Below are 20,996 nucleotides of genomic sequence, written 5' to 3'. Positions count from 1 at the left end.
GAGCACCGGGGGTATCGCACGTCTCGTCGGATCCGTGCCGCATTCGGATCCGGTCATGAAGTTGTTCGCGGTGGGCGACATGGAGCTGTACCACGTGAGCCCACCGTGGTGTGGTTACCACGTCGTCGCGGCGTCGCAGCAGATGTGGGCCATGCGGGCGCAGTGCGTCTATCCCGACGGCCGCATCGAGCCGCCAGAGCCCGACGATCCGGTGTCCACCGAACTGTACGGAGTCGTCGGGGAGGGCCTGCAGATCGACCACACCGAAAAACTGCCGGGCAGCGCCGACGGCAGGAACGTCGTGCGTACGCTGGCCGGGATCGGGTACCGAATTGTCTAGAAGAGCCGAAAGGCCAGTTACTGCACGCTTTTTCGAGCTTCGCGTGCAGTAACTGGCCAGTCGGCGTATGAGATCAGGCCGTTTCGGTGATCGGCCGGTCGACCCAGCTCATCAGGTCGCGCAGCTTCTTGCCGGTGACCTCGATCGGGTGCTCGGCGTTCTCCTTGCGCAGGCCCTCGAGCTCCTTGTTGCCGCCCTCGACGTTGGCCACCAGGCGCTTGACGAAGGTGCCATCCTGGATGTCCTTGAGGATGTCCTTCATCCGTTCCTTGGTGCCCGCGTCGATCACGCGCGGGCCCGAAAGGTAGCCACCGAACTCAGCGGTGTCGGACACCGAGTAGTTCATGCGCGCGATGCCGCCCTCGTACATCAGGTCGACGATGAGCTTGAGCTCGTGCAGCACCTCGAAGTACGCCATCTCGGGCGCGTAACCCGCCTCGACCATGACCTCGAAACCGGTCTTGACCAGTTCCTCGGTGCCACCGCACAGCACGGCCTGCTCACCGAACAGATCGGTCTCGGTCTCTTCCTTGAATGTGGTCTTGATGACGCCGGCCCGGGCGCCACCGATCGCGGCGGCATACGAGAGCGCCAGCGCCTGGCCCTCGCCCTTGGGATCCTGGTCGATGGCGATCAGGCAGGGCACGCCCTTGCCGTCGACGAACTGGCGGCGCACCAGGTGCCCCGGCCCCTTCGGCGCGACCATGCCGACGGTGACGTTGGCCGGCGGCTTGATCAGACCGAAGTGGATGTTGAGGCCGTGGCCGAAGAACAGCGCGTTGCCGTCTTCGAGGTTCGGCTCGATGTCGTTGCGGAAGATCTCGGCCTGCGCGGTGTCGGGCGCGAGCACCATGATGACGTCGGCCCACTTGGCGACCTCGGCAGGCGTGTCGACCTCAAGGCCCTGCTCCTCGACCTTCACCCGTGACTTCGAGCCTTCTTTCAGGCCGACCTTGACCTGCACGCCCGAGTCGCGCAGCGAGAGCGAATGCGCGTGCCCCTGGCTGCCGTAGCCGATGACGCCGACCTTGCGACCCTGGATGATCGACAGGTCCGCATCGTCGTCGTAGAACATCTCAACTGCCATGCGTGAATTTCCTTCTCTTTCTAGCTATACAGCCGTTTGACGCTACTTCACCGTGCCGATGCCGCGTGGCCCTCGGGACACCGACACCACACCGGACTGCGCGAGTTCCCGGATGCCGTACGGCTCCAGGATCCGCAGCAGGGCTTCCAACTTCTCCGGCGTGCCGGTGGCCTCGACGGTCAGCGACTCGGTCGAGACATCGACCACCTTGGCACGGAACAGGTTCACCGCTTCGATGACCTGGCTCCGGGTACTCGGATCGGCCCGCACCTTGATCAAGGCGAGTTCACGGGAGACCGAGTTGTCTTCTTCTTGCTCGACGATCTTGATCACGTTGATCAACTTGTTGAGCTGCTTGGTGATCTGTTCGAGCGGCGAATCCTCGACGCTGACGACGATCGTCATCCGCGACATGTCCTTCTGCTCGGTGGCACCCACCGCCAGGGACTGGATGTTGTAGCCACGGCGGGAGAACAGCGAGGCCACCCGGGCCAGCACGCCGGGTTTGTCCTCGACCAGCACCGACAAGGTGTGCGTGGGCATTCCGTTACTCATCAGGGTTCTCTCTTCTTCGCGCAAGCGCTCATCAGGCGTGTCCCTCGCCGTCCTCGTCGTCGAACAACGGCCGGATGTCCCGCGCCGCCATGATCTCGTCGTTGCTGGTGCCCGCGGCGACCATAGGCCACACCTGGGCGTCGGCGCCGACGATGAAGTCGATCACCACCGGGCGATCGTTGATCGCGCGTGCCTGGTTGATCACGTCTTCGACGTCTTCGGCACGCTCACAACGCAATCCGACGCATCCCAGCGCCTCGGCCAGCTTCACGAAGTCCGGGATCCGGTGCGAGTGCGTGGCCAGGTTGGTCTGGCTGTAGCGCTCCTCGTAGAACAGCGTCTGCCACTGCCGGACCATGCCAAGGTTGCCGTTGTTGATCAGCGCGACCTTGATCGGCGCACCCTCCAACGCACAGGTGGCCAGCTCCTGGTTGGTCATCTGGAAGCAGCCGTCACCGTCGATGGCCCACACCTCGGCCTCGGGCCTGGCGAACTTGGCGCCCATGGCCGCGGGCACCGCGAAGCCCATGGTGCCGAGGCCACCCGAGTTCAGCCACGTCTTCGGCTTCTCGTACTTGATGAACTGCGCGGCCCACATCTGGTGCTGACCCACACCCGCGACGTACACGGCATCCGGTCCGGCGATCTGTCCCAGCTTCTCGATGACGTACTCGGGCGACAGGCTGCCGTCGCTCTGCGGACCGTAGCTCAGCGGGTATGTCGAGCGGACGCCGGACAGGTACTTCCACCAGTCGGCGAGATCCAGTGTGTCGGCACTGGTTCCGGTCTTGCGCAACGACTCGATCAGCTCGGTGATGACAGCCTTGACGTCACCGACGATCGGCACGTCGGCGTGCCGGTTCTTGCCGATCTCGGCCGGGTCAATGTCGGCGTGGATCACCTTGGCCTCGGGCGCGAACGACGAGAGTTGACCGGTCACGCGGTCGTCGAAGCGCGTGCCCAGCGCGATCAGCAGATCGCTGCGCTGTAGCGCGGCGACTGCGGCGACGGTGCCGTGCATGCCGGGCATGCCCATGTGCTGGGGGTGGCTGTCGGGGAATGCACCGCGGGCCATCAGCGTGGTGACCACCGGGATGCCCGTCAACTCGGCCAGTTCCAGCAACTGCTCGGTGGCTTCGCCGCGGATGACCCCGCCGCCGACGTAGAGCACCGGCTTGCGGGCCGCCGCGATGAGCTTGGCCGCCTCACGGATCTGCCGGTTGTGCGGCTTGGTGTTCGGCTTGTAGCCGGGCAGGTCGATGCGCGGCGGCCAGCTGAACGTGCACTCGCCCTGCAGGATGTCCTTGGGGATGTCAACGAGAACTGCGCCTGGCCGTCCGCTTGACGCGATGTGGAAGGCCTCGGCGATCACGCGTGGGATGTCGTCGCCGTTGCGCACCAGGAAGTTGTGCTTGGTGATGGGCATGGTCATGCCCGTGATGTCGGCTTCCTGGAAGGCGTCGGTGCCGATGAGGCCGCGTCCGACCTGACCGGTGATCGCCACGACCGGGATCGAGTCCATCTGGGCGTCGGCCAGCGGCGTGACCAGGTTGGTCGCGCCCGGGCCCGAGGTCGCCATCATCACGCCGACCTTGCCGGTGGCATGCGCGTAGCCGCTGGCCGCGTGGCCTGCGCCCTGCTCATGCCGGACCAGGACGTGGCGCAGCTTCTGCGAATCGAACAGCGGATCGTAGACCGGCAGCACCGCGCCGCCCGGGATGCCGAAGATGACGTCGACGCCGAGCTCCTCCAAGGACCGCACCACCGCTTGCGCGCCGGTGAGCTGATGGGGCGCAACCCGCTTGGGCTGGGGCTGGTCGGCCTTGACCGGCGATGCGCCGTTGGCCTGTGAGGTGGCGGTCTGTTCCGCCGGTCGTGTGGTCGGTGCGCTCACGATGTCCTCTTCACGTTCTCGTCACGTCCTCTTCGGGCGAATCTCGGTTTTCAATGTTGGGCGGCGCGCTTGAAGCAACAAAAAACCCCCGTCAGCAGGCTGCTGTACGAGGGTGGCGCGTCGATGCTGGTGGCTATGCCCGGCAGAGGGCCAGCGCGGCATCAACGCGCCAACCAATTACTACGAGCAATCCGGGGGTGTGCATAGCACCTGACGGTAGCTGCCGTACTGGTCAAAGGTCAAATTGCGGTCGACCAGCGGGGACAGGCGGCCGGTCCGCTCGCGCGCGAGTGCAAGGATGGAGACTGTGAAGCCACGTTCCGCTACCAAGCCGGTCGTCATCCGGATCTCCCCGATGGCCCACTTCGCGGTCGGATTCTTCGCGCTCGGGCTGCTGGCCTTGGTGTTCACCAATCCCACGTGGTTCGCCCCGCTGCTGGTCATCCCCGTCGGGCTGTCGTTCGCGATCGTGCGGTACCGCACGGTGGCCGACACCGAGAACGTGACGGCCCGGTCGCTTCTCAGCAGTGTCACTGTGCCGTGGTCCGACATCGACGGACTGCGCTTCGAGCGGTCGGCCTGGGCGATCGCGCAGCTGCACGACGGCTCGGACCTGCGCCTGCCGGCGGTCACCTTCGGATCGCTGCCGCTACTGACCGACGTGAGCGGCGGCCGCGTGCCCAATCCCTACGCGTGAGCCGTCACGACAACGGATTGCCGCCGTTGAGCAGCGCCCAGATCCCGATGCCGGCACCGACACCGAGCAGCAGCGCGACGAACGACCCCACGAACGGGCGCCTGGCCCACCCGCGGCCCGCGTCGAATCCGTAGCGCCCCGGACCGGTCAGGATGATCGCGGCCGCAACGACGACCGGGATCAGCCGGTATTCGTGGCCGTCGGTGAGGAATGCCGAAAGCCTGGCCTGCTCGTGGGCGAGCATGGCCTCGGCGAGCACGCCGTTGAGCAGGTAGGCCAGTGCCGCGGCCGCGGCCACCGGGGTGAACAGTCCCAAGACCAGCAGAACGCCGATCGCGAGCTGGCCTCCCGTGGCCACATACGTGAGGATGTCGGCGTGCTGGAAGCCCATGTCCGACAGTGACGTCTTGAAGCCGTCCAAACCGGGACCGCCCCACCAGCCGAAAGCCTTCTGCAGGCCGTGGACGATGAAGAATCCGCCGATCGCGACGCGCAGGATGAGCAGGCCCAGATCCTGGGTACCGCGCCGGCCGGCCGCCCTGACCCGATCGTCGACGAACTCGTCGCGTTCGATCTCGGCCGGCTCGGCTGAGAAGGGCGCAAGGGGCTGCCCGACGCCGGGCTGCACATACGGCAGCGGCTCAGGGTCACCGACCAGGCCGTACGCCGGCTGCTCCGGCTTGGCCGAGTCGTAACGCGGGATTGCCGTGGTCTCGAAGTCGCCGCCGTACGTCGAGGACGGCAGGTCGTCTTCCGGGTCGACCAGGCTTGCCGCGGCGGGCCGGCCGGAATCGCCGGACCCCGAAGAAGCAGGTCTCTGCCAAGCGTTTGCGTCCTGCGAGTGACTGGTCACACTGCCCAGGGTAAGTGCAAATCAGTCGCGATCCGGGTATTTACCCCGGCGCTTCCGCCTGGTATTGGCGACTGCCCAGCGGCGTCAACCTGCCGGCGTGGCGCGCACCCTGGGGCAATCCGTAATCTGGCGACCATGAAATCGCGCCGGCGGATATCGGGGGTGGCTGCCGTCTTGTGCGCCGCGATGCTGGTGGGGGTGGGCTGTGCCCGGTTCGACTCCGCCCAGACCGAGCCGTTCACGACCGAGCCCGAGATGCGGGCCGGGCCGACGACGTCCCCGCCTCCTCCGCCGCCGCTTCCGGCGCAACCTTTCCCCAAGCAGTGCAAGGCCACCGGCGTGATGCAGGGCTGCCTGGACGCCACGAGTGGGTTGATCATGGGCCCCGACAGCCAGTCGGCGTTGGTGGCCGAGCGGCTCACCGGGGCGATCAAGGAAGTGGCGGTGCGCGCCGAGCCCAAGATCAAGACCGTCATCCCGGTCGATCCGTCCGGCGACGGCGGCCTGATGGACATCGTGCTGTCACCGACGTATACGCAGGACCGCCTGATGTACGCCTACATCAGCACGCCGACCGACAATCGCGTGGTCCGCATCGCCAATGCAGATCCACCGAAGCCGATCCTGACCGGCATTCCGAAGGGCGCGACCGGCAACACCGGGTCGTTGATCTTCACCAGCCCGACCACGCTCGTGGTGCAGACCGGGGACGCGGGCGACCCGGCGTTGGCCGCCGACCCCGCGTCGATGGCGGGCAAGGTGCTGCGCATCGAACAACCCACCACGGTCAATCAGGCTCCGGTCACCACTGCGCTGTCCGGCATGGGCGCAGGCGGCAGCATGTGCATCGACCCGTCGGACGGCTCGCTGTACATCACCGACCGCACGCCCACAGCCGACCGGCTGCAACGCATCACGCGGGATTCCAAGACGTCCACGGTATGGACCTGGCCCGACCGGCCCGGTGTGGCCGGATGCGCGGCGCTCGACGGAACCGTGCTGGTCAACCTGGTCAACACCAAGAAGACCGTAGCGGTGCACCTGGCGCCGGACACCGGCGCGGTGACCGGCGATCCCGAGGTGATCCGGGAAAACGTGCGCGGCCATGCGTGGGCACTGCAGCTCTCCCCCGACGGCAACGTCTGGGGCGCGACGGTGAACCGGACGGCCGGTGATGCCGAGTCCTTCGACGACGTGGTGTTCCCACTCTTCCCGCAAGGCGGTGGCTTCCCGCGCAGCGACGCCGAGAAGACCTGACAGCCAACGGGTTTGGCGGCCGCACCGGAGACTGATCATGATCCGGTGTGAGATGTGCCACATGACGTACCATTGGCCGGGTGCCCGACCGCCAGCGGCGCAGGTATGCGCCTCGGTTGCCGCGCGAGCAGCGACGTGAACAGCTGCTCGACGTCGCGCTGACCGTGCTCGCGGACTGCCCGTTGCACGAGCTCAGCATGGAGGCCGTCGCCGACGCCGCCGAAGTGGGCAAGCCTCTGCTGTACACCGCGTTCCGCACCCGCGCCGAACTGGTGACCGCGCTGCTCACGCGGGAACATCAGCGCGGCCTGGAGCAGGTGCGCGCGGCCATCCCACACGATCTCGCCACCGTCGGGCCGACCGAGGCCTACACGACGGCGGTGTCGGCCTTTCTGCGGTGCGTCCTGGAGAACCCCACCCGGTGGCGGCTGATCCTCACCGTGCCGGACAGCGCTCCGCGGGACTATCGCGCCACGATGCGCAGTGCCCGCTCGCAGATCGTCGCGCAGGCCGAGGAGCTTGCGAAAGCCGGCATGACGCTGGATCCGCGGCTCGCGCGGCTCGATCCGGTGCTGCTGGGTCACACGCTGTTGTCGTTCGCCGAAATGCTGGGCCGGCTCGCGGTCAACGATCCGCACCGCTATCCCCGCGAACGCCTCGAGCAGTACGCGATCACCGCGATGACCATGTTCGCCGGCGCCGACTGAGGGCCGTCAACTCGCGGCGACCGTGCGCGCGTGCACCGGCGCGTAGCGCTCTCCGACGATCGTGCCGGGAGCGAAAACCTCGGCCAGGTAAGCACTTTCATCGGCACTGAGTGCGACGTTGGTGGCACCGAGATTCTCGGCGACATATTCGGCACGCTTCGTGCCGGGTATCGCCACGACGTCCCACGGCCGAGACAGCAGCCACGCGAGTGCCAATTGGCCGGGGCGGCAGCCCTTTTCCTCGGCCAGCGCGGTGAGAGCCGCGACGGGCGCGAGGTTGGTGCGCAGATTCTCAGTCGTGAAGCGGGGGTTGGTGGCCCGGAGATCACCGGGGCCAAATGTCGCGTCGGGCGTCAGCGCTCCGGTGAGCGCCGATCGCCCGAGCGGGCTGTAGGCCACCACGGTGATGCCGAGTTCGCGGCAGACTCCGGCGATCTCGGCCTCGATGCCACGCTCCCACAGCGAATATTCGCTCTGCAACGCGGTGATGGGGTGCACGGCATGCGCGCGGCGCAGCGTCTGTGGGCCGACCTCGCTGAGTCCGATGGCCCGCACCTTGCCCGCCGCGACCAACTCGCTCATCGCGCCGACGGTGTCCTCGATCGGGACGCCGGCGTCGAGGCGGTGGTAGTAGTACAGGTCGATCACGTCGGTGCCGAGGCGACGCAGGCTGGCTTCGCAGGCCGCGGTGACGTATTCGGGGCGTCCGTCGATGGCGATGCCGTCGTGCGTTTCGTTGATCTTGGCGGCGAACTTGGTGGCCAGCACCACGTCGTCGCGACGACCCGCGATCGCGGCGGCGATCAGCTCCTCGTTGTGCCCGAATCCCCGGATCGGCACGCCCCAGGTGATGTCGGAGGCGCCGTACACGTCGGAGGTGTCGAGGTGGTCGACGCCGAGATCGAGTGCGGTCCGGATCGTCTGCACCGACGCGGCGTCGTCGCCCGGCCCGTAATGCTGCGACATTCCCATGCAGCCCAGCCCGACCGGCCTGACCGTCAGATCCGAGTGGCCGAGCCTGACCGTTGCCGAACCATCGATCGCTGCCATGGCGCGCTCCTTTTGCATAAGTGATAGTTTCACTATCAGATAGTACGCGCGAAACGGAGACGACGATGAGACGCGATGCGGCCGACAACCGAAACCGGCTCGTCGCCGCGGCTGAAGAGGTATTCGCGCGGCATGGGACCGCCGCGACCCTGGACGATGTCGCGCGGGCAGCCGGCATCGGCCCGGCCACGCTGTACCGCCATTTCGCCGACAAGGACGCCCTGGTTCGGGAGGTGCTCGCGGTCTTTTTCGGGCGCCTGGTGCTGGTGGCCGAGCACGCGCAGCACGCCCCTCCCGACCGGTGCATAGATGTGTTCCTGCACACCGTGGGTGCCGAACTCGCGCAGAAGAGCGGGTTGTCGGCCTACGTCTGGGGCGATCTTGCACCGCGGGAGTTGGTCGACGACCTCAGGCAGCGGTCAGCCGCATTGCTGTCGCGCGCCCAACGCGCCGGAGCGATCCGAGACGACGTGACGACGATGGATGTCACCGCGACCGTGTGGGCGCTGCGCGGCATCGTCCAGTCCGGTGGAGGCGACGACGTCTGGCGGCGTCACCTCGATACCGTGTTGCGCGGGATGCGCGCCTAACTGCAGGCGGCCAAGACGAGTTCGCGCACGCGTGCCGGGTCGGCCGATCCTTTCGTGGCCTTCATCACCGCACCCACGATCGCGCCTGCCGCGGCCACCTTGCCGCCGCGAATCTTCTCGGCCACATCGGGATTGGCCGCCAGAGCCTCGTCGACGGCGGCTTGGATGACCGAATCGTCACGCACCACAACCAGCCCGCGATCGTTCATCACCTGTTCGGGCTCACCCTCGCCGGCCAGCACGCCCTCGACCACCTGCCGGGCCAGTTTGGTGGACAACTTGCCGTCGTCGACGAGCTTCACCACAGCCGCGACCTGTGCCGGCGTGATCGCCAGTTCGGACACGGCCACTCCCCTCTCATTGGCCTTCTGCACCAGGAAGTTGCCCCACCATGCGCGGGCCTGCTCGCTCGACGCGCCGTGCTCGACGGTCGCGGCGACCAAGTCGATGACGCCGTTGTTGACGAGGTCGCGCATCACCTCGTCGGTGATGCTCCACTCTTCCTGAATGCGTTTGCGCGCCAGCCACGGCAGCTCGGGAATGGTCGTCCGGAGCTGCTCGACCAGCTCGGCGCTGGGCGCCACGGGTTCAAGATCGGGCTCCGGGAAGTACCGGTAGTCCTGCGCGGTCTCCTTGCTGCGTCCGGGCGAGGTGTAACCGTCCTCGTGAAAGTGGCGGGTCTCCTGCGTCACGGTGCCGCCGGCTCCGAGAACAGCGGCCTGGCGGCGCATTTCGTAACGCACCGCGACCTCGACGCTCTTGAGCGAGTTGACGTTCTTGGTCTCGGTGCGGGTGCCGAACTCGGCCGCACCGATCGGCTTGAGCGACAGGTTGGAGTCACACCGCATCGACCCCTGATCCATCCGGACGTCGGAAACACCCAAGGCCTGCAAGAGATCCCGCAGCGCCGTGACGTAGGCGCGGGCGATCTCCGGGGCGCGTGCCCCGGTGCCCTCGATGGGCTTGGTGACGATCTCGATGAGTGGCACCCCGGCCCGGTTGTAGTCGGCCAGCGACGTCGTCGCGCCCGCGATGCGCCCGGTGTCGCTACCCAGGTGGGTCAGCTTGCCGGTGTCCTCTTCCATGTGGGCGCGTTCGATCTCGACCCGCCACGTCGTGCCGTCGTCGAGTGGCACATCGAGGTAGCCGTTGACCGCGATCGGCTCGTCGTACTGCGAGATCTGGTAGTTCTTCGGCTGGTCGGGATAGAAGTAGTTCTTCCGGGCGAACCGCCCCCACGGCGCGATGTCGCAGTTGAGCGCGAGCCCGATGCGGATGGCCGATTCGACCGCGGCCTGGTTGAGCACGGGCAGCGAGCCGGGCAGCCCCAGGCAGACCGGGCAGACCAGGGTGTTGGGCTCGGCGCCGAACCGGTTGGCGCAGCCGCAGAACATCTTGGTCTGCGTCGACAGTTCGACGTGCACCTCCATACCCATCACGGGTTCGTAGGCGGCGATCACATCGTCGTAGTCAACGAGGTCAGCGGTGGCGACAGACATGTCGTCGATCCTAGTTGGGGGTGATCAGGCCAGTCCGGGGTGGACGCCGGGAATCAGGCCCGCGTCCGCCGAGAGCCGTCGCAGCAGGCGCCGCAGCACGGTTCGCTCCTCGCCGGACAGCGACGCGGTGACCTCCGCCTCAAGCGCCCGGCCTGCCGCATCCAGTTCCGGGAGCAGCGTGCGCGCCCGTTCGGTCAGGGACACCGCGAATGCGCGCCGGTCGCCGGGGTGCGGCCGGCGTTCCACGAGTCCCTCGGCCTCCAGCGTGTCGATGAGCGTGACCATCACATTGCGATGCAGCCCGAGCCGCTCCGAGAGCTCGCGCTGCGACTGGCCGTCCGCGGCGGACAGGGCCAGCAGTACGGCAGTGGCCCTTGGGTGGATGCCGAGCGGCTCCAGCTTGGCCTTGAACCCCTCGGCGACATACGCGCCGAGTTGGGACAGCAGGAACGGAATGCGCTGGTCGAGCGCGGCGACGCCGATCGGTTCCTCAGCCATGCCGCGGACACTAGCACCACCTATGATTGTCATATATCGGGATTATCACCATTAGTGACTAATTGGAGGCATTCATGCGAATCGTCATCTTCGGAGCCAACGGAGCCACCGGACGCCTGCTCACCCGCAGGGTTCTCGACGCGGGTCACACGGCCGTGGCCGTCACGCGACATCCCGACGAGTTCCCGCTCGCCGCGCCGGCGCTCACCGTGGTGGGCGCGGACGTGCGCGATCCCGCGGCCGTCGCCCGTGCGGTCGACGGCGCTGACGCGGTGCTGTCCTCCCTCGGCGTCACGTTCACCTTGGAGCCCGTCGACACGTACTCGGTCGGCGTGGCCAACATCGTCGAGGCGATGCACAAGACCGGGGTCAGCCGGCTGGCAGTGGTCAGCTCGACTGCCATCGACGACTACCCCGGCCGCACCGCGACACCGTTCGCACTGCGCGTGGTCCAACCGGTGATCAGCCGCATCTTCGGCAAGACCCTCTACGCGGACATGCGGCGGATGGAGCGGATCGTCGCCGACAGCGGTCTGGACTGGACCATCGTGCGGCCCTCAGGCCTCTTCGACCTGCCGAACGTCACCGAATACGTTGCCGGACAGGGCGATCCGGTGGGCGCGTTCACGTCCCGCACGGATCTCGCCGACTATCTGCTGAAGCTGGCCGAGTCCCCCGCACCACGTGCGACCGTGACGATCTCGACCACCGTCGACACCCCGTCGATGTGGCAGTTGCTGCGCCGCGAAGCGTTCAAGAGCGCGTGAGTTCTCCCGCTCGGCCAAAAGTAGGTCAGCCGAAGAACTCCGCGGCATCGTCGTACCGGCTCTGCGGCACCAACTTGAGTTGACGCGTCGCGTCGGCCAACGGCACCCGCCCGATGTCCTGGCCGCGCAGCGACACCATCATCCCGTACTCACCGGCATGCGCGGCGTCGGCGGCGTTGACGCCGAAGCGGGTGGCCAGCACGCGGTCGTAGGCAGTGGGCGTACCTCCGCGTTGCACATGGCCGAGCACGGTGGTGCGCACTTCCTTCTTGATCCGCTTCTCGATCTCGACGCCGAGTTGCGCAGCGACACCGGTGAACCGGACGTGGCCGAACTCGTCGATACCGCCGTCGCGCAACTGCATCGACCCCTCGGCGGGTTTGGCCCCCTCGGCGACCACGCAGATGAAGTGCGAATCACCGCGCACGAAGCGCTGTTTGACCAGCCGGCAGACTTCTTCGACGTCGAACGGCTGCTCGGGGATCAACGTCATGTGCGCGCCCGAGGCCAGGCCGGCGTTGAGCGCGATCCAGCCTGCGTGGCGGCCCATCACCTCGACCAGCATCACACGCTGATGCGATTCGGCGGTGCTGTGCAGGCGGTCGATGGCCTCGGTGGCGATCTGCAGCGCCGTGTCGTGGCCGAAAGTGACGTCGGTGCAATCGATGTCGTTGTCGATGGTCTTTGGCACGCCCACCACCGGGACGTTCTCCTCCGAAAGCCAGTGCGCAGCGGTCAGCGTGCCCTCGCCACCGATCGGGATGAGCACGTCGATGCCGTTGTCCTCAAGCGTCTGCTTGATCTGATTCAGACCGGCGCGCAGCTTTTCCGGATTGACCCGTGCGGTACCGAGCATGGTGCCGCCCTTGGCGAGCAGCCGATCGTTGCGATCGTCGTTCTTGAGCTGAATCCGCCGGTCCTCGAGCAGGCCGCGCCAGCCGTCCTGAAATCCGACGACCGACGAGCCGTACCGGACGTCGCAGGTGCGCACCACCGCCCGGATCACGGCGTTCAGGCCAGGACAGTCACCGCCGCCGGTGAGAATTCCGATACGCATCTGCTCACCTGCTCCTCGTCGTGCGCATGTGCCCTATCTTGCCCGGCCGGCCAACTGCTCGCCGGATCAGCATCGAAACCGCAGGCAGATCCCCGCCGGCTACACGGCGCTCGGCAGCGAACCCCGCGCGGCCTCGTACGCGGCGCCGACCCGGTAGAGCCGGTCATCGGCCAGCGCGGGCGCCATGATCTGCAGGCCGACCGGCAGCCCGTCGTCGGGCGACAGCCCGGACGGCACCGACATGCCGCAGTGCCCCGCCAGGTTCAGCGGCAGCGTGCACAGGTCGAAGAGATACATGGCCAGCGGGTCGTCGACCTTCTCCCCCAGCCGGAACGCGGTGGTCGGGGTCGCGGGCGACACCAAGACGTCGACGCTCTCGTACGCCCGGTCGAGGTCGCGAGCGATCAGCGTGCGAACCTTCTGCGCCTGGTTGTAGTACGCGTCGTAATAGCCCGCCGACAGCGCATAGGTGCCGATCATGATGCGGCGCTTGACTTCCGGGCCGAATCCCGCGGCCCGCGTCAGCGCCATGACCTCTTCGGCGCTGCGCGTGCCGTCGTCGCCGACGCGCAGCCCGAACCGCATCGCGTCGAAGCGCGCCAGGTTGCTCGACACCTCCGACGGCAGGATCAGGTAGTACGCGGCCATGGCGTGGTCGAAGTTCGGGCAATCCACCTCGGTCACCTCGGCCCCGAGCGCGGTGAGCTGCTCGACGGCCGCGTTGAACGACTCCAGCACGCCCGGTTGGTAGCCCTCGCCCCGCAGCTGCTTGACCACACCGACCCGCACACCCTTGAGATCGCCTCGGGCGCCCTCGCGGGCGGCTCCGACGACATCGGGCACAGCGGCGTCGATCGACGTCGAGTCCCGCGGATCGTGTCCGGCGATCACCTGGTGCAGCAGCGCGGTGTCGAGCACCGTGCGCGCGCACGGGCCGCCCTGATCCAGCGACGACGCGCAGGCCACCAGGCCATAGCGGCTCACCGTGCCGTACGTCGGCTTGACACCGACCGTGGCGGTCAACGCGGCAGGCTGCCGGATCGACCCACCGGTGTCGGTGCCGATCGCCAGCGGCGCCTGATAGGCCGCCAATGCCGCGGCGCTGCCGCCGCCCGAGCCACCGGGCACCCGTTCGGTGTTCCAGGGGTTGCGGGTCGGCCCGTAGGCGGAGTTCTCGGTCGAGCTGCCCATCGCGAACTCGTCCATGTTGGTCTTGCCCAGGATCGGGATCCCGGCGGCCCGCAGCCGCGCCGTGACGGTCGCGTCGTACGGCGAACGCCACCCTTCGAGGATCTTCGAGCCGCACGTGGTCGGCATGTCGGTGGTGGTGAACACGTCCTTCAGCGCCAGCGGCACGCCCGCGAGCGGTGACGGCAGATCCTCACCGGCCGCGACGGCGGCGTCGATGCGGCCCGCCTCGGCCAGCGCGGTGTCGCCGGCCACGTGCAGGAACGCGTGGAACCGTTCGTCGGTAGCCGCGATCTGATCCAGGTGTGCCTGCGTCACCTCGGTCGAGGACACCTCTTTGGCGGCGATCTGGGCGGCCAGCGTCGCGGCGTCACGCCGGATGAGCTCGGAATTGGTCACTCTGATTCCCCCAGAATCCGCGGCACGGCGAACCGGCCGTCTTCGGCTTTCGGCGCGGCGTCGAGCGCCTCGTCCTGGCTCAGGCACGGCGTGACGACATCGGGCCGCGTGACGTTGACGTCCTTGAGCGGATTGTCGGTCGGTTCGACGCCGGTGACGTCGACAGCCTGGATTTGGCCGACATGGCCCAGGATCGCGTCCAACTGGCCCGCGAAACTGTCCAGCTCGTTATCCGTCAGCGCCAACCGGGCCAGACGCGCCAGGTGGGCCACCTCGTCTCGGGAGATCTGCGACACGACAACGCAGCCTAGTCAAGCCGGTGCGCGCGCATCACAGCGGCAGGATGCCGGAATGCCCGCGCGGCGCCGCTGTGCAACAGTGTTGGCCGTGCCTTCCTATCTGCTGCGGGTCCAGCTGGAGGATCGGCCAGGCAGCCTCGGCTCCCTGGCGGTAGCCCTCGGCTCTGTGGGCGCCGACATCCTGTCCCTCGACGTGGTCGAACGCGGACCGGGATACGCGATCGACGATCTGGTGGTCGAGCTGCCCGCGGGCGCGATGCCCGACACGCTGATCACCGCGGCCGAGGCCCTGTCCGGCGTCTACGTGGACAGCATCCGGCCCCATACCGGGCTCCTTGAGGCACACCGGGAACTCGAGCTGATCGACCACGTCGCCGCAGCGCCCGGCAAGGCCGCCAAACTGCAGGTGCTGGCCGAGGAGGCGCCGCGGGTGCTCCGCGTCGGCTGGTGCACGGTGCTGCGGTCCACTGGAACGGGCGTCGAGCGCGTGTCCGGCAGTCACGGCGCCCCCGAGACGCAAGCCACCGCGGCGCCGTGGTTGCCGCTGCAGGCCGCGACGTCATTGGACGCGGGCGCCGATTGGGTGCCGCAGGTGTGGCGCGACATGGACACCACCCTCGCGGCCGCACCGCTTGGCGATTCCGACACCGCGGTGGTGCTCGGCCGCCCCGGCGGCCCGGGATTCCGGCCGTCTGAGGTCGCGCGGCTGGGCTACCTCGCGGGGATCGTGGCGACCATCCTGCGGTGAGTCGCAACCCGGGAGATCACTCCCGGTTCTCCCCGTGCGCGTTGGCGTTGTCGAGCAGAATCTTGAGCTGCTCCAACGGATCTCCCGTACCCAGGCGTTGGCCGGGCGCACGCCCGTTGCCCGCGCTGGGCAGGCGGTCGGCGCTGATCGGGTCGAGCACTTCGTCGTTTCCGGCCCCCGCTTCCGGGCCGGGCGTCGCGGTCGGCTCCGGCGCATCGGGTGACGGCATGTTGGCGCCGGGCTCCGGGGTCGGGGCGCCGGGTGTTGGTGCGCCCGGTGACGGCTGCCCGGGTGACGGCTCGCCAGGTGACGGCGGGGCGCCGGACTGGCCGGGATGCGGCGGCGCCGACGGCGACGGACCGGGCGCCTGGGACGGCGGCGCGGGCGGCCGGTGCAGGTTGCGCAACTTCTCCCGCAGCCGGGGCAGCGCCTCCGCGCGGATGGCCTTGCGGTCGGCATCGGCATCGTCGTTGCCCTCGAAGCATCCGGCCGGGGCCTGTTGCACGATCGCGATGGCAGCGTTGTACCACCGCTCGGCGGCATCCTTGTCGTTGCCGCGGGTGGCCAAGTCCCCCAACGTTTCCTGCACCAATTCCAGGTTCACGCGAACCGGGCAGGAATCGGCCTGATCGGTGCGCGACAGTGATTCCTGGAAACGGGTCTCGGCCTCGGCCAGGCGGCCTTCCAGCACCGCCAGATCACCGCGGGCGAACGACGTCTTCGCCGGGTCGATCACGTCGACGGTCTCCAGGATCGCGATGTCGGCGCGCAGGGCGTCGATATCGTGGCGGTCGAAATCCGATGCCGCCCAATTGCCCGCGACCACCACGCTGATCACCTTCGCGGCCACCAACAGCAGGATCACGACCAGCGGCGCGGAGAACAGGTACAGCCGCCGCCGCAACCGCGATCGGGAGGGCCCGGAACGGTACCAAGCAGACACCCGGCGGGTCACGCCGCGCATCGCGGCGCCGGGATCTCTTCTCAGCATCATGACGTCACGTCCTTGCGCGACATGCGATTACGGCGGAACTCACGGATCGTCATGACGATCTCGGCAAGCACCAACGCCGCCGCGAGCATTGTGAACAACCAATACAACTCCCGCCGTTCGACGAATTTCGATGCCCGCAAAGCGCTCTCGTCACCGCTCGCTTCGGTCGCCGTCACGGGCGGCAAGGCGACCGCGATCGGCTGGTTGGCCTCGCGGTGAAAATACGGAACCGCCAGGTCACGCGCGATCCGTTCGAGGGTGGCCTCGTCGAGCGTGGAGTTCACCGGCGCACCGGTGGCCGGATCACTCTGATAGACCTTTGTGGTGCCCGCCCAGCCCTGCGGGACGGGTCCGCCGGCGGATGTGCCGTAGCCGAGCACCGCACCACCGCTGATGGCGTCGTCGGGCAGGTCGAAAGATGCCGACGACGCACGGCTGCCGGAATCGCCTGAGCCGAAATAGAACGCGACACTCTTCGAGTTCGGGAACCGTTCGGCCGCGGTCTTCAGTTGTTCGGCCAGCACATCCTTGGCCGCAGCGGGATCGGCTGTGTACACCGCGTCGGGGGCCACCAACGTGTAGGGCGACAGCCCCCGGATCATAGATTGCAGGCTCCAGGCGTCGTCGGAAAGCGGCCAGTCCACACCGGCTTTGGACGCAAAGGCGATCACGGCGAACCGGGCACGCGGGTATTCGTCGATCAGTGAAGCGATGTCGGCGCGGATCCCGGCCATGCGTGATTCCCTGTCACCGAAGTCCTCGACGCGTGAGTTCACCGAGCGGTCCACGACGAAGAACACGTTGAGGTTCGGGTCCACCGCCAGCGACCCCTTGGGTTGTTCGGCGGGATGGTCGTCGCCGAGGTCGAATCCGGGCCGGGCCGCGGCGAGCACGAGCAGCAGCACCGCAAGGGTCAGGCCCGACCAGCGCAGCACGACCTTGCGGTAGTGGCCCGTGCCGGTGCGGACCAGCACGCGGTACAACGCGGCCATCCGGATCACGATGAGAAGCCCGCCGAGGACGAACAACAGGACCGGACTGACGATCGGATCGAAACTCATCGCCGCAGCACCGCCAGCGACACGGACAGCAAGACCGCGGCGACAAGCGCTCCGAGCAGCGCGTACTCCGGCGCATCCAGCGTCTCGGTGGTCACCACAGTGCCGCTGGGCAGCACGACTTCGGGTGGGTGGTCCCGGATCTCGTCCAGCAACCTGCTCAATGTGGAATCCCCGGATTGTGCGGTACCCGCCGGGTTGTACAGCGAGAACCTGCCGCCGGTCGACTCTGCGATGGACTGCAGCCGGTTGTTGGCGTCCGGCGAACTCTGGGCCACATCCGACCGCGAGATCACGTTGATCTGGACTCCCGCGCGAATCGCCATGTCCTTGACGGCCTGCTCGGTGTACAGCTGCCGGCGTTGTTCGTCGGGTGAGCGCAGCGCGCTGTAGCCGAGATAGACCAGCGACCGGCGATGGGTGCTCTTGCCTTCGAACGACGGGAAGCCGGTCAGGCACAGGGCCAGGATGTCCTCGGCGCTCTTGGCGTAGTCCACGTAGGTGATGGGCTGCGAGAACTTCTCGATGCCGTTCTTCAGTTCGGCCCGGTCGGCGTCCGACACCGGCTTGCCGGTGTCCAGATCCTGCTGAAGCCGAGCCATTTTCGCGAAGTACTCGAGCCGCTGCGCGGCGAAGTCGCGATCCCGGGTCAGCGGAACCACCCGCAGCGTGGGCGACGTCAGCCCGATCCGTTGCGTGTCGAACGACTTGGCCTGCTGCGCATAGTAGGTCAGGAAGTTCGCGGTGCTGGGATCGGTGACGGGTTCACCGACACACAACATGACGTCTTCAGGATGCTGCCTGTCGAATTCCTTGGAGCTGTTCGACGTTCCCGCCGGCCTGGCGCTCGCGTACACGGCGGTCATGAACGTCGCCAGCAGCAAGGCGCCGGTGACGATCATCGAGAGGACGTAGATTCGGTAGACCCGCGCATACTCGGGCAACCGGGTCAGCCGCTCGACATGGGCCAGCGGCCGCAGCACCCGCTGCACCGTGGCCATGGGCAACAGCGAAGCTGCCGTGACGGCGACGATCAGGCAGAGCAGCCCGATGACGATCACCGGCCACCATTTCAGCGCCATGACCGGATCAACTCCTCGGCGGCTTGTCCCAGCGCCGCCATGTCATTGCGTGGTCGGCCACTGAACTGGACGTCGTTGAGCGCGCTGAGCAGCGGTCCGGCGGCGGCCAGCTCACCTTCGGCGATGTCGCCGACGTGCAGGTATTGCGCCCGGACTCCGGTCGCGACGAAGAGGAAACTGCGCAGCACCCGGCTGACGCCGGCACCGGCTTGCGCGGCCGTCAGCCCGCCGGACCGATACAACTCGTTGGTGTGCTGCACGGATCGGACGAAGCGCCTGCGCACCAGCCGGCCGTGCAGCCCGCCGATCACCGGAACCATGCGGAGCCGGGCCGGAGCCAGGGTCCACACGAAAATCCCGACGCACCAGGCGATCACGATGACGATCAGCAGTACACCGATCCCCACCCACCACATCGACGACGGCAGCGGTCCGCCGATGAACCGCAAAAGGTCATCGACCGGCATTGCTGAACACCTCGTTCATGTCGACGATCCGGTCGCGGATCTCGGCACTGGAGCCGATCCGGGTAAACGAGACCTCGTGCGAGCCGAGGAAACTGTCGAGCGCAGCGGCGCGAGCCTGCTCGGCAGCGCGGTATGCCGCGACGACCCGCGGCCCGAGGGTGGCCCCGTTGAGCACGAACCGGCCAGTGGCGACGTCGAACCCGTCGTGCTCACCTTCGTCCGCTCCGACCGCGGGCATGTCGGTGACCATCAGCCAGATGAGTTCATGCTGTCCCGCAAGCGCTTTGAGGGCTTCGTCGAGACGGGTGCTGATCTCCGGTTCGTCCGACACCACGATCAGCAGCAGTCGCCTGCGGTGCGCGTGTGCGACGAACTCCAGCTGCGCGGCGATGTCGCTCGTGCCGACCTCGCCCAGGCTGTGGCCGTAGTAGTGCTCGAGCATGCTCTCGATGTGGGTCTCACCGCGCCGGTTGCGGATGTTTGCCGATCCTCTGGAATCGCCGTAGACCATGCCGATCTCGTCACTGCGCCCCACCGCGATGAGACCGATGGCGCCCATCGCGTTGGTTGCCACCTCCCGCTTCACCTCGCCGGCCGGTGTCAGCGCGGACATGTTGCGGCCCGCATCGGCCACCAGCAGGATCTTGTGGTGCCGTTCTGACACAAAACGTTTGATCAGGACCGCACCGGCGCGCGCGGATGCCTTCCAGTCGATGTCGCGCACGTCGTCACCGGCCACGTACGGGCGCAGATCGTCGAGTTCCAGAGTCCTGGTGTGCAACAACGCGTAACGGCCGCCCTCCAGCAGCCCCCGCGCGTCGGTGCCGAAGTACTGCTTGGCGCGATTGAGGTATTTACCCATGCGGTCAGGGCACTCGGACCGACTGCAACACCGCGTCGATGATGGTTTCGGGTGTCACGCCCAACCGGGTGGCCTCGAACCCGAGGATCAACCGGTGCCGCAGCACGCGGTAGGCGAGCTTCTGAATGTCCTCGGGCAGCACGTGGTTGCGACCCTGCAGCAGCGCCGCGGCACGGGCCGCGCGGCTGAAGGCGATGGTGGCCCGGGGGCTTGCCCCGTACTGCAGCAGCTTGGCCAGTTGCGCTGGCAGGAACTGCTGCGGGTTGCGGGTCACGTGGATGAGCTGGGTGACATAGTGCACGAGCACCGGATCGAGGTGGACATTGCGCACCACGCTCTGCAGGCGACGCATATCATCCAGTCCGACAACGGGTCTCGGCTGCCCGTCACGGTCATACACCCCGGCGTCGATCCGGAAGATGACCTCGGCTTCCTCCTGCGGCGTGGGGTACCGCAGCACTTCCTTGAGCATGAACCTGTCGGTCTGTGCTTCCGACAGCGGATACGTGCCTTCCTGGTCGACCGGGTTCTGGGTGGCGATGACCAGGAACGGCTCCGGTATCCGGTACAGCTTGCCCGCGATCGTGGTCTGGCGCTCCTCCATCGCCTCGAGCATCGCGCTCTGCGTCTTGGCGCTGGACCGGTTGATCTCGTCGAGCAGGACGATGTTGGTGTGCACCGGGCCCAGTTGCGTCACGAACTGACTCGATGACGAGTCGTAGATCTGGGTGCCGATGATGTCGCTCGGCAGCAGATCCGGCGTGCACTGGATGCGTTGAAACCCACCCGAGATCGCGTCGGCCACGACGCGCGCGGCAGTCGTCTTGGCAAGCCCTGGAACACTTTCCAGCAGGATGTGCCCGCCGGTGAGCAGGCCGATCAACAGCGATTCACGCAGATTCTCCTGGCCGACCACCTTGGTGGAGAACACCTGTGAGATCGCGTTGACGATCCGATGGGCGCTTTCCATCTCGTGCTGGTTCGGTTGGACGCGCGTAACCGTCGTCAAAATCCACTCCCCCCGTACTGGATCAAACCTGAATCGCGC

At 67.4% G+C, this 20,996-nt stretch carries 23 protein-coding genes; 7 read left to right on the top strand and 16 right to left on the bottom strand.

The genetic code is table 11. The features are described 5' to 3' along the window. Nucleotides 1-55: 55 nt before the first annotated feature. Nucleotides 56-340 carry a hypothetical protein gene (locus tag G6N67_RS26405; RefSeq protein ID WP_081812731.1) on the top strand — a complete coding sequence of 95 codons (285 nt, stop codon included), beginning with the start codon at nucleotides 56-58 and terminating at the stop codon, nucleotides 338-340. 73 nt (nucleotides 341-413) lie between these two features. Here G6N67_RS26405 and ilvC read toward each other — a convergent pair whose 3' ends face one another. Genes ilvC through G6N67_RS26390 form a run of 3 tightly spaced genes read right to left on the bottom strand, consistent with a single transcriptional unit; the run spans nucleotide 414 to nucleotide 3,876 of the window. Further along, on the bottom strand, nucleotides 414-1,427 hold the full coding sequence (ilvC, locus tag G6N67_RS26400; RefSeq protein ID WP_036436495.1) for a ketol-acid reductoisomerase: 1,014 nt from the start codon (nucleotides 1,425-1,427) through the stop codon (nucleotides 414-416). 42 nt (nucleotides 1,428-1,469) lie between these two features. Then, nucleotides 1,470-1,982, bottom strand: a complete 513-nt coding sequence (ilvN, locus tag G6N67_RS26395; protein ID WP_036436493.1) for an acetolactate synthase small subunit — start codon at nucleotides 1,980-1,982, stop codon at nucleotides 1,470-1,472. 31 nt (nucleotides 1,983-2,013) lie between these two features. Then, a complete protein-coding gene (locus tag G6N67_RS26390; protein ID WP_036436490.1) occupies nucleotides 2,014-3,876 on the bottom strand; it encodes an acetolactate synthase large subunit in 1,863 nt (620 codons plus the stop codon). Nucleotides 3,877-4,174: 298 nt separating this feature from the next. Between G6N67_RS26390 and G6N67_RS26385 the strand changes: the two genes are divergently transcribed. Continuing rightward, complete coding sequence (locus tag G6N67_RS26385) at nucleotides 4,175-4,573, top strand: PH domain-containing protein (RefSeq protein WP_036436488.1); 399 nt, start codon at nucleotides 4,175-4,177, stop codon at nucleotides 4,571-4,573. Nucleotides 4,574-4,577: 4 nt separating this feature from the next. On the opposite strand, the gene G6N67_RS26380 is transcribed toward G6N67_RS26385, so the two are convergent. Next, nucleotides 4,578-5,426 carry a DoxX family protein gene (locus G6N67_RS26380; RefSeq protein ID WP_036436486.1) on the bottom strand — a complete coding sequence of 283 codons (849 nt, stop codon included), beginning with the start codon at nucleotides 5,424-5,426 and terminating at the stop codon, nucleotides 4,578-4,580. A 135-nt stretch (nucleotides 5,427-5,561) separates the two neighbouring features. Here G6N67_RS26380 and G6N67_RS26375 point away from each other — a divergent pair, with 135 nt between their 5' ends. Together G6N67_RS26375 and G6N67_RS26370 are read left to right on the top strand one after the other, a co-directional pair. Next, complete coding sequence (locus G6N67_RS26375) at nucleotides 5,562-6,683, top strand: PQQ-dependent sugar dehydrogenase (protein WP_179976753.1); 1,122 nt, start codon at nucleotides 5,562-5,564, stop codon at nucleotides 6,681-6,683. An 80-nt stretch (nucleotides 6,684-6,763) separates the two neighbouring features. After that, nucleotides 6,764-7,390 carry a TetR/AcrR family transcriptional regulator gene (locus G6N67_RS26370; protein WP_036436482.1) on the top strand — a complete coding sequence of 209 codons (627 nt, stop codon included), beginning with the start codon at nucleotides 6,764-6,766 and terminating at the stop codon, nucleotides 7,388-7,390. A 6-nt stretch (nucleotides 7,391-7,396) separates the two neighbouring features. Here G6N67_RS26370 and G6N67_RS26365 read toward each other — a convergent pair whose 3' ends face one another. Beyond that, complete coding sequence (locus G6N67_RS26365; protein ID WP_036436480.1) at nucleotides 7,397-8,440, bottom strand: aldo/keto reductase; 1,044 nt, start codon at nucleotides 8,438-8,440, stop codon at nucleotides 7,397-7,399. A gap of 65 nt (nucleotides 8,441-8,505) precedes the next feature. On the opposite strand from G6N67_RS26365, the gene G6N67_RS26360 reads away from it, so the two are divergent. Further along, on the top strand, nucleotides 8,506-9,030 hold the full coding sequence (locus G6N67_RS26360; protein ID WP_081812677.1) for a TetR/AcrR family transcriptional regulator: 525 nt from the start codon (nucleotides 8,506-8,508) through the stop codon (nucleotides 9,028-9,030). On the opposite strand, the gene gatB is transcribed toward G6N67_RS26360, so the two are convergent. Both gatB and G6N67_RS26350 read right to left on the bottom strand, forming a co-directional pair. After that, nucleotides 9,027-10,529, bottom strand: a complete 1,503-nt coding sequence (gene gatB, locus G6N67_RS26355; protein ID WP_036436479.1) for an Asp-tRNA(Asn)/Glu-tRNA(Gln) amidotransferase subunit GatB — start codon at nucleotides 10,527-10,529, stop codon at nucleotides 9,027-9,029. The genes G6N67_RS26360 and gatB overlap by 4 nt on opposite strands. Before the next feature lie 24 nt (nucleotides 10,530-10,553). Beyond that, on the bottom strand, nucleotides 10,554-11,027 hold the full coding sequence (locus G6N67_RS26350; RefSeq protein WP_036436477.1) for a MarR family winged helix-turn-helix transcriptional regulator: 474 nt from the start codon (nucleotides 11,025-11,027) through the stop codon (nucleotides 10,554-10,556). A gap of 74 nt (nucleotides 11,028-11,101) precedes the next feature. On the opposite strand from G6N67_RS26350, the gene G6N67_RS26345 reads away from it, so the two are divergent. Next, nucleotides 11,102-11,794 (top strand): NAD(P)-dependent oxidoreductase, encoded by a 693-nt coding sequence (locus G6N67_RS26345; protein WP_036436475.1) that lies wholly within the window; start codon nucleotides 11,102-11,104, stop codon nucleotides 11,792-11,794. A gap of 25 nt (nucleotides 11,795-11,819) precedes the next feature. Here G6N67_RS26345 and G6N67_RS26340 read toward each other — a convergent pair whose 3' ends face one another. From G6N67_RS26340 to gatC, 3 genes are all read right to left on the bottom strand, one after another. Further along, entirely contained in the window at nucleotides 11,820-12,851 is a 1,032-nt protein-coding gene (locus G6N67_RS26340) for an ATP-dependent 6-phosphofructokinase (RefSeq protein ID WP_036436473.1), read from the bottom strand. A gap of 99 nt (nucleotides 12,852-12,950) precedes the next feature. Then, entirely contained in the window at nucleotides 12,951-14,438 is a 1,488-nt protein-coding gene (gene gatA, locus G6N67_RS26335) for an Asp-tRNA(Asn)/Glu-tRNA(Gln) amidotransferase subunit GatA (protein ID WP_036436471.1), read from the bottom strand. After that, nucleotides 14,435-14,734 carry an Asp-tRNA(Asn)/Glu-tRNA(Gln) amidotransferase subunit GatC gene (gene gatC, locus G6N67_RS26330; RefSeq protein WP_036436469.1) on the bottom strand — a complete coding sequence of 100 codons (300 nt, stop codon included), beginning with the start codon at nucleotides 14,732-14,734 and terminating at the stop codon, nucleotides 14,435-14,437. The genes gatA and gatC overlap by 4 nt, the downstream gene beginning before the upstream one ends. An 82-nt stretch (nucleotides 14,735-14,816) precedes the next feature. Between gatC and G6N67_RS26325 the strand changes: the two genes are divergently transcribed. Next, entirely contained in the window at nucleotides 14,817-15,485 is a 669-nt protein-coding gene (locus G6N67_RS26325; RefSeq protein ID WP_036436467.1) for an ACT domain-containing protein, read from the top strand. A 16-nt stretch (nucleotides 15,486-15,501) separates the two neighbouring features. On the opposite strand, the gene G6N67_RS26320 is transcribed toward G6N67_RS26325, so the two are convergent. The 6 genes from G6N67_RS26320 to G6N67_RS26295 are packed head-to-tail and all read right to left on the bottom strand — an operon-like array spanning nucleotide 15,502 to nucleotide 20,957. Further along, nucleotides 15,502-16,479, bottom strand: a complete 978-nt coding sequence (locus tag G6N67_RS26320; RefSeq protein WP_131524765.1) for a tetratricopeptide repeat protein — start codon at nucleotides 16,477-16,479, stop codon at nucleotides 15,502-15,504. After that, nucleotides 16,476-17,540 carry a vWA domain-containing protein gene (locus tag G6N67_RS26315; RefSeq protein ID WP_036436466.1) on the bottom strand — a complete coding sequence of 355 codons (1,065 nt, stop codon included), beginning with the start codon at nucleotides 17,538-17,540 and terminating at the stop codon, nucleotides 16,476-16,478. The genes G6N67_RS26320 and G6N67_RS26315 overlap by 4 nt, the downstream gene beginning before the upstream one ends. After that, complete coding sequence (locus G6N67_RS26310) at nucleotides 17,537-18,619, bottom strand: vWA domain-containing protein (protein WP_036436463.1); 1,083 nt, start codon at nucleotides 18,617-18,619, stop codon at nucleotides 17,537-17,539. The genes G6N67_RS26315 and G6N67_RS26310 overlap by 4 nt, the downstream gene beginning before the upstream one ends. Then, nucleotides 18,610-19,086 (bottom strand): hypothetical protein, encoded by a 477-nt coding sequence (locus tag G6N67_RS26305; protein WP_036436462.1) that lies wholly within the window; start codon nucleotides 19,084-19,086, stop codon nucleotides 18,610-18,612. The genes G6N67_RS26310 and G6N67_RS26305 overlap by 10 nt, the downstream gene beginning before the upstream one ends. Further along, nucleotides 19,073-19,948, bottom strand: coding sequence for a DUF58 domain-containing protein (locus G6N67_RS26300; protein ID WP_036436460.1), 876 nt, complete (start codon nucleotides 19,946-19,948; stop codon nucleotides 19,073-19,075). Before G6N67_RS26300 ends, G6N67_RS26305 begins: the two co-directional genes overlap by 14 nt. Before the next feature lie 4 nt (nucleotides 19,949-19,952). Beyond that, nucleotides 19,953-20,957, bottom strand: coding sequence for an AAA family ATPase (locus tag G6N67_RS26295; protein WP_036436458.1), 1,005 nt, complete (start codon nucleotides 20,955-20,957; stop codon nucleotides 19,953-19,955). Nucleotides 20,958-20,996: the final 39 nt, after the last annotated feature.

Source organism: Mycolicibacterium mageritense, assembly GCF_010727475.1.
In the GTDB taxonomy this organism is placed as follows: domain Bacteria; phylum Actinomycetota; class Actinomycetes; order Mycobacteriales; family Mycobacteriaceae; genus Mycobacterium; species Mycobacterium mageritense.
Note: the sequence above shows the minus strand (reverse complement) of the source record. Positions and strands in the feature narration are given on the sequence as shown.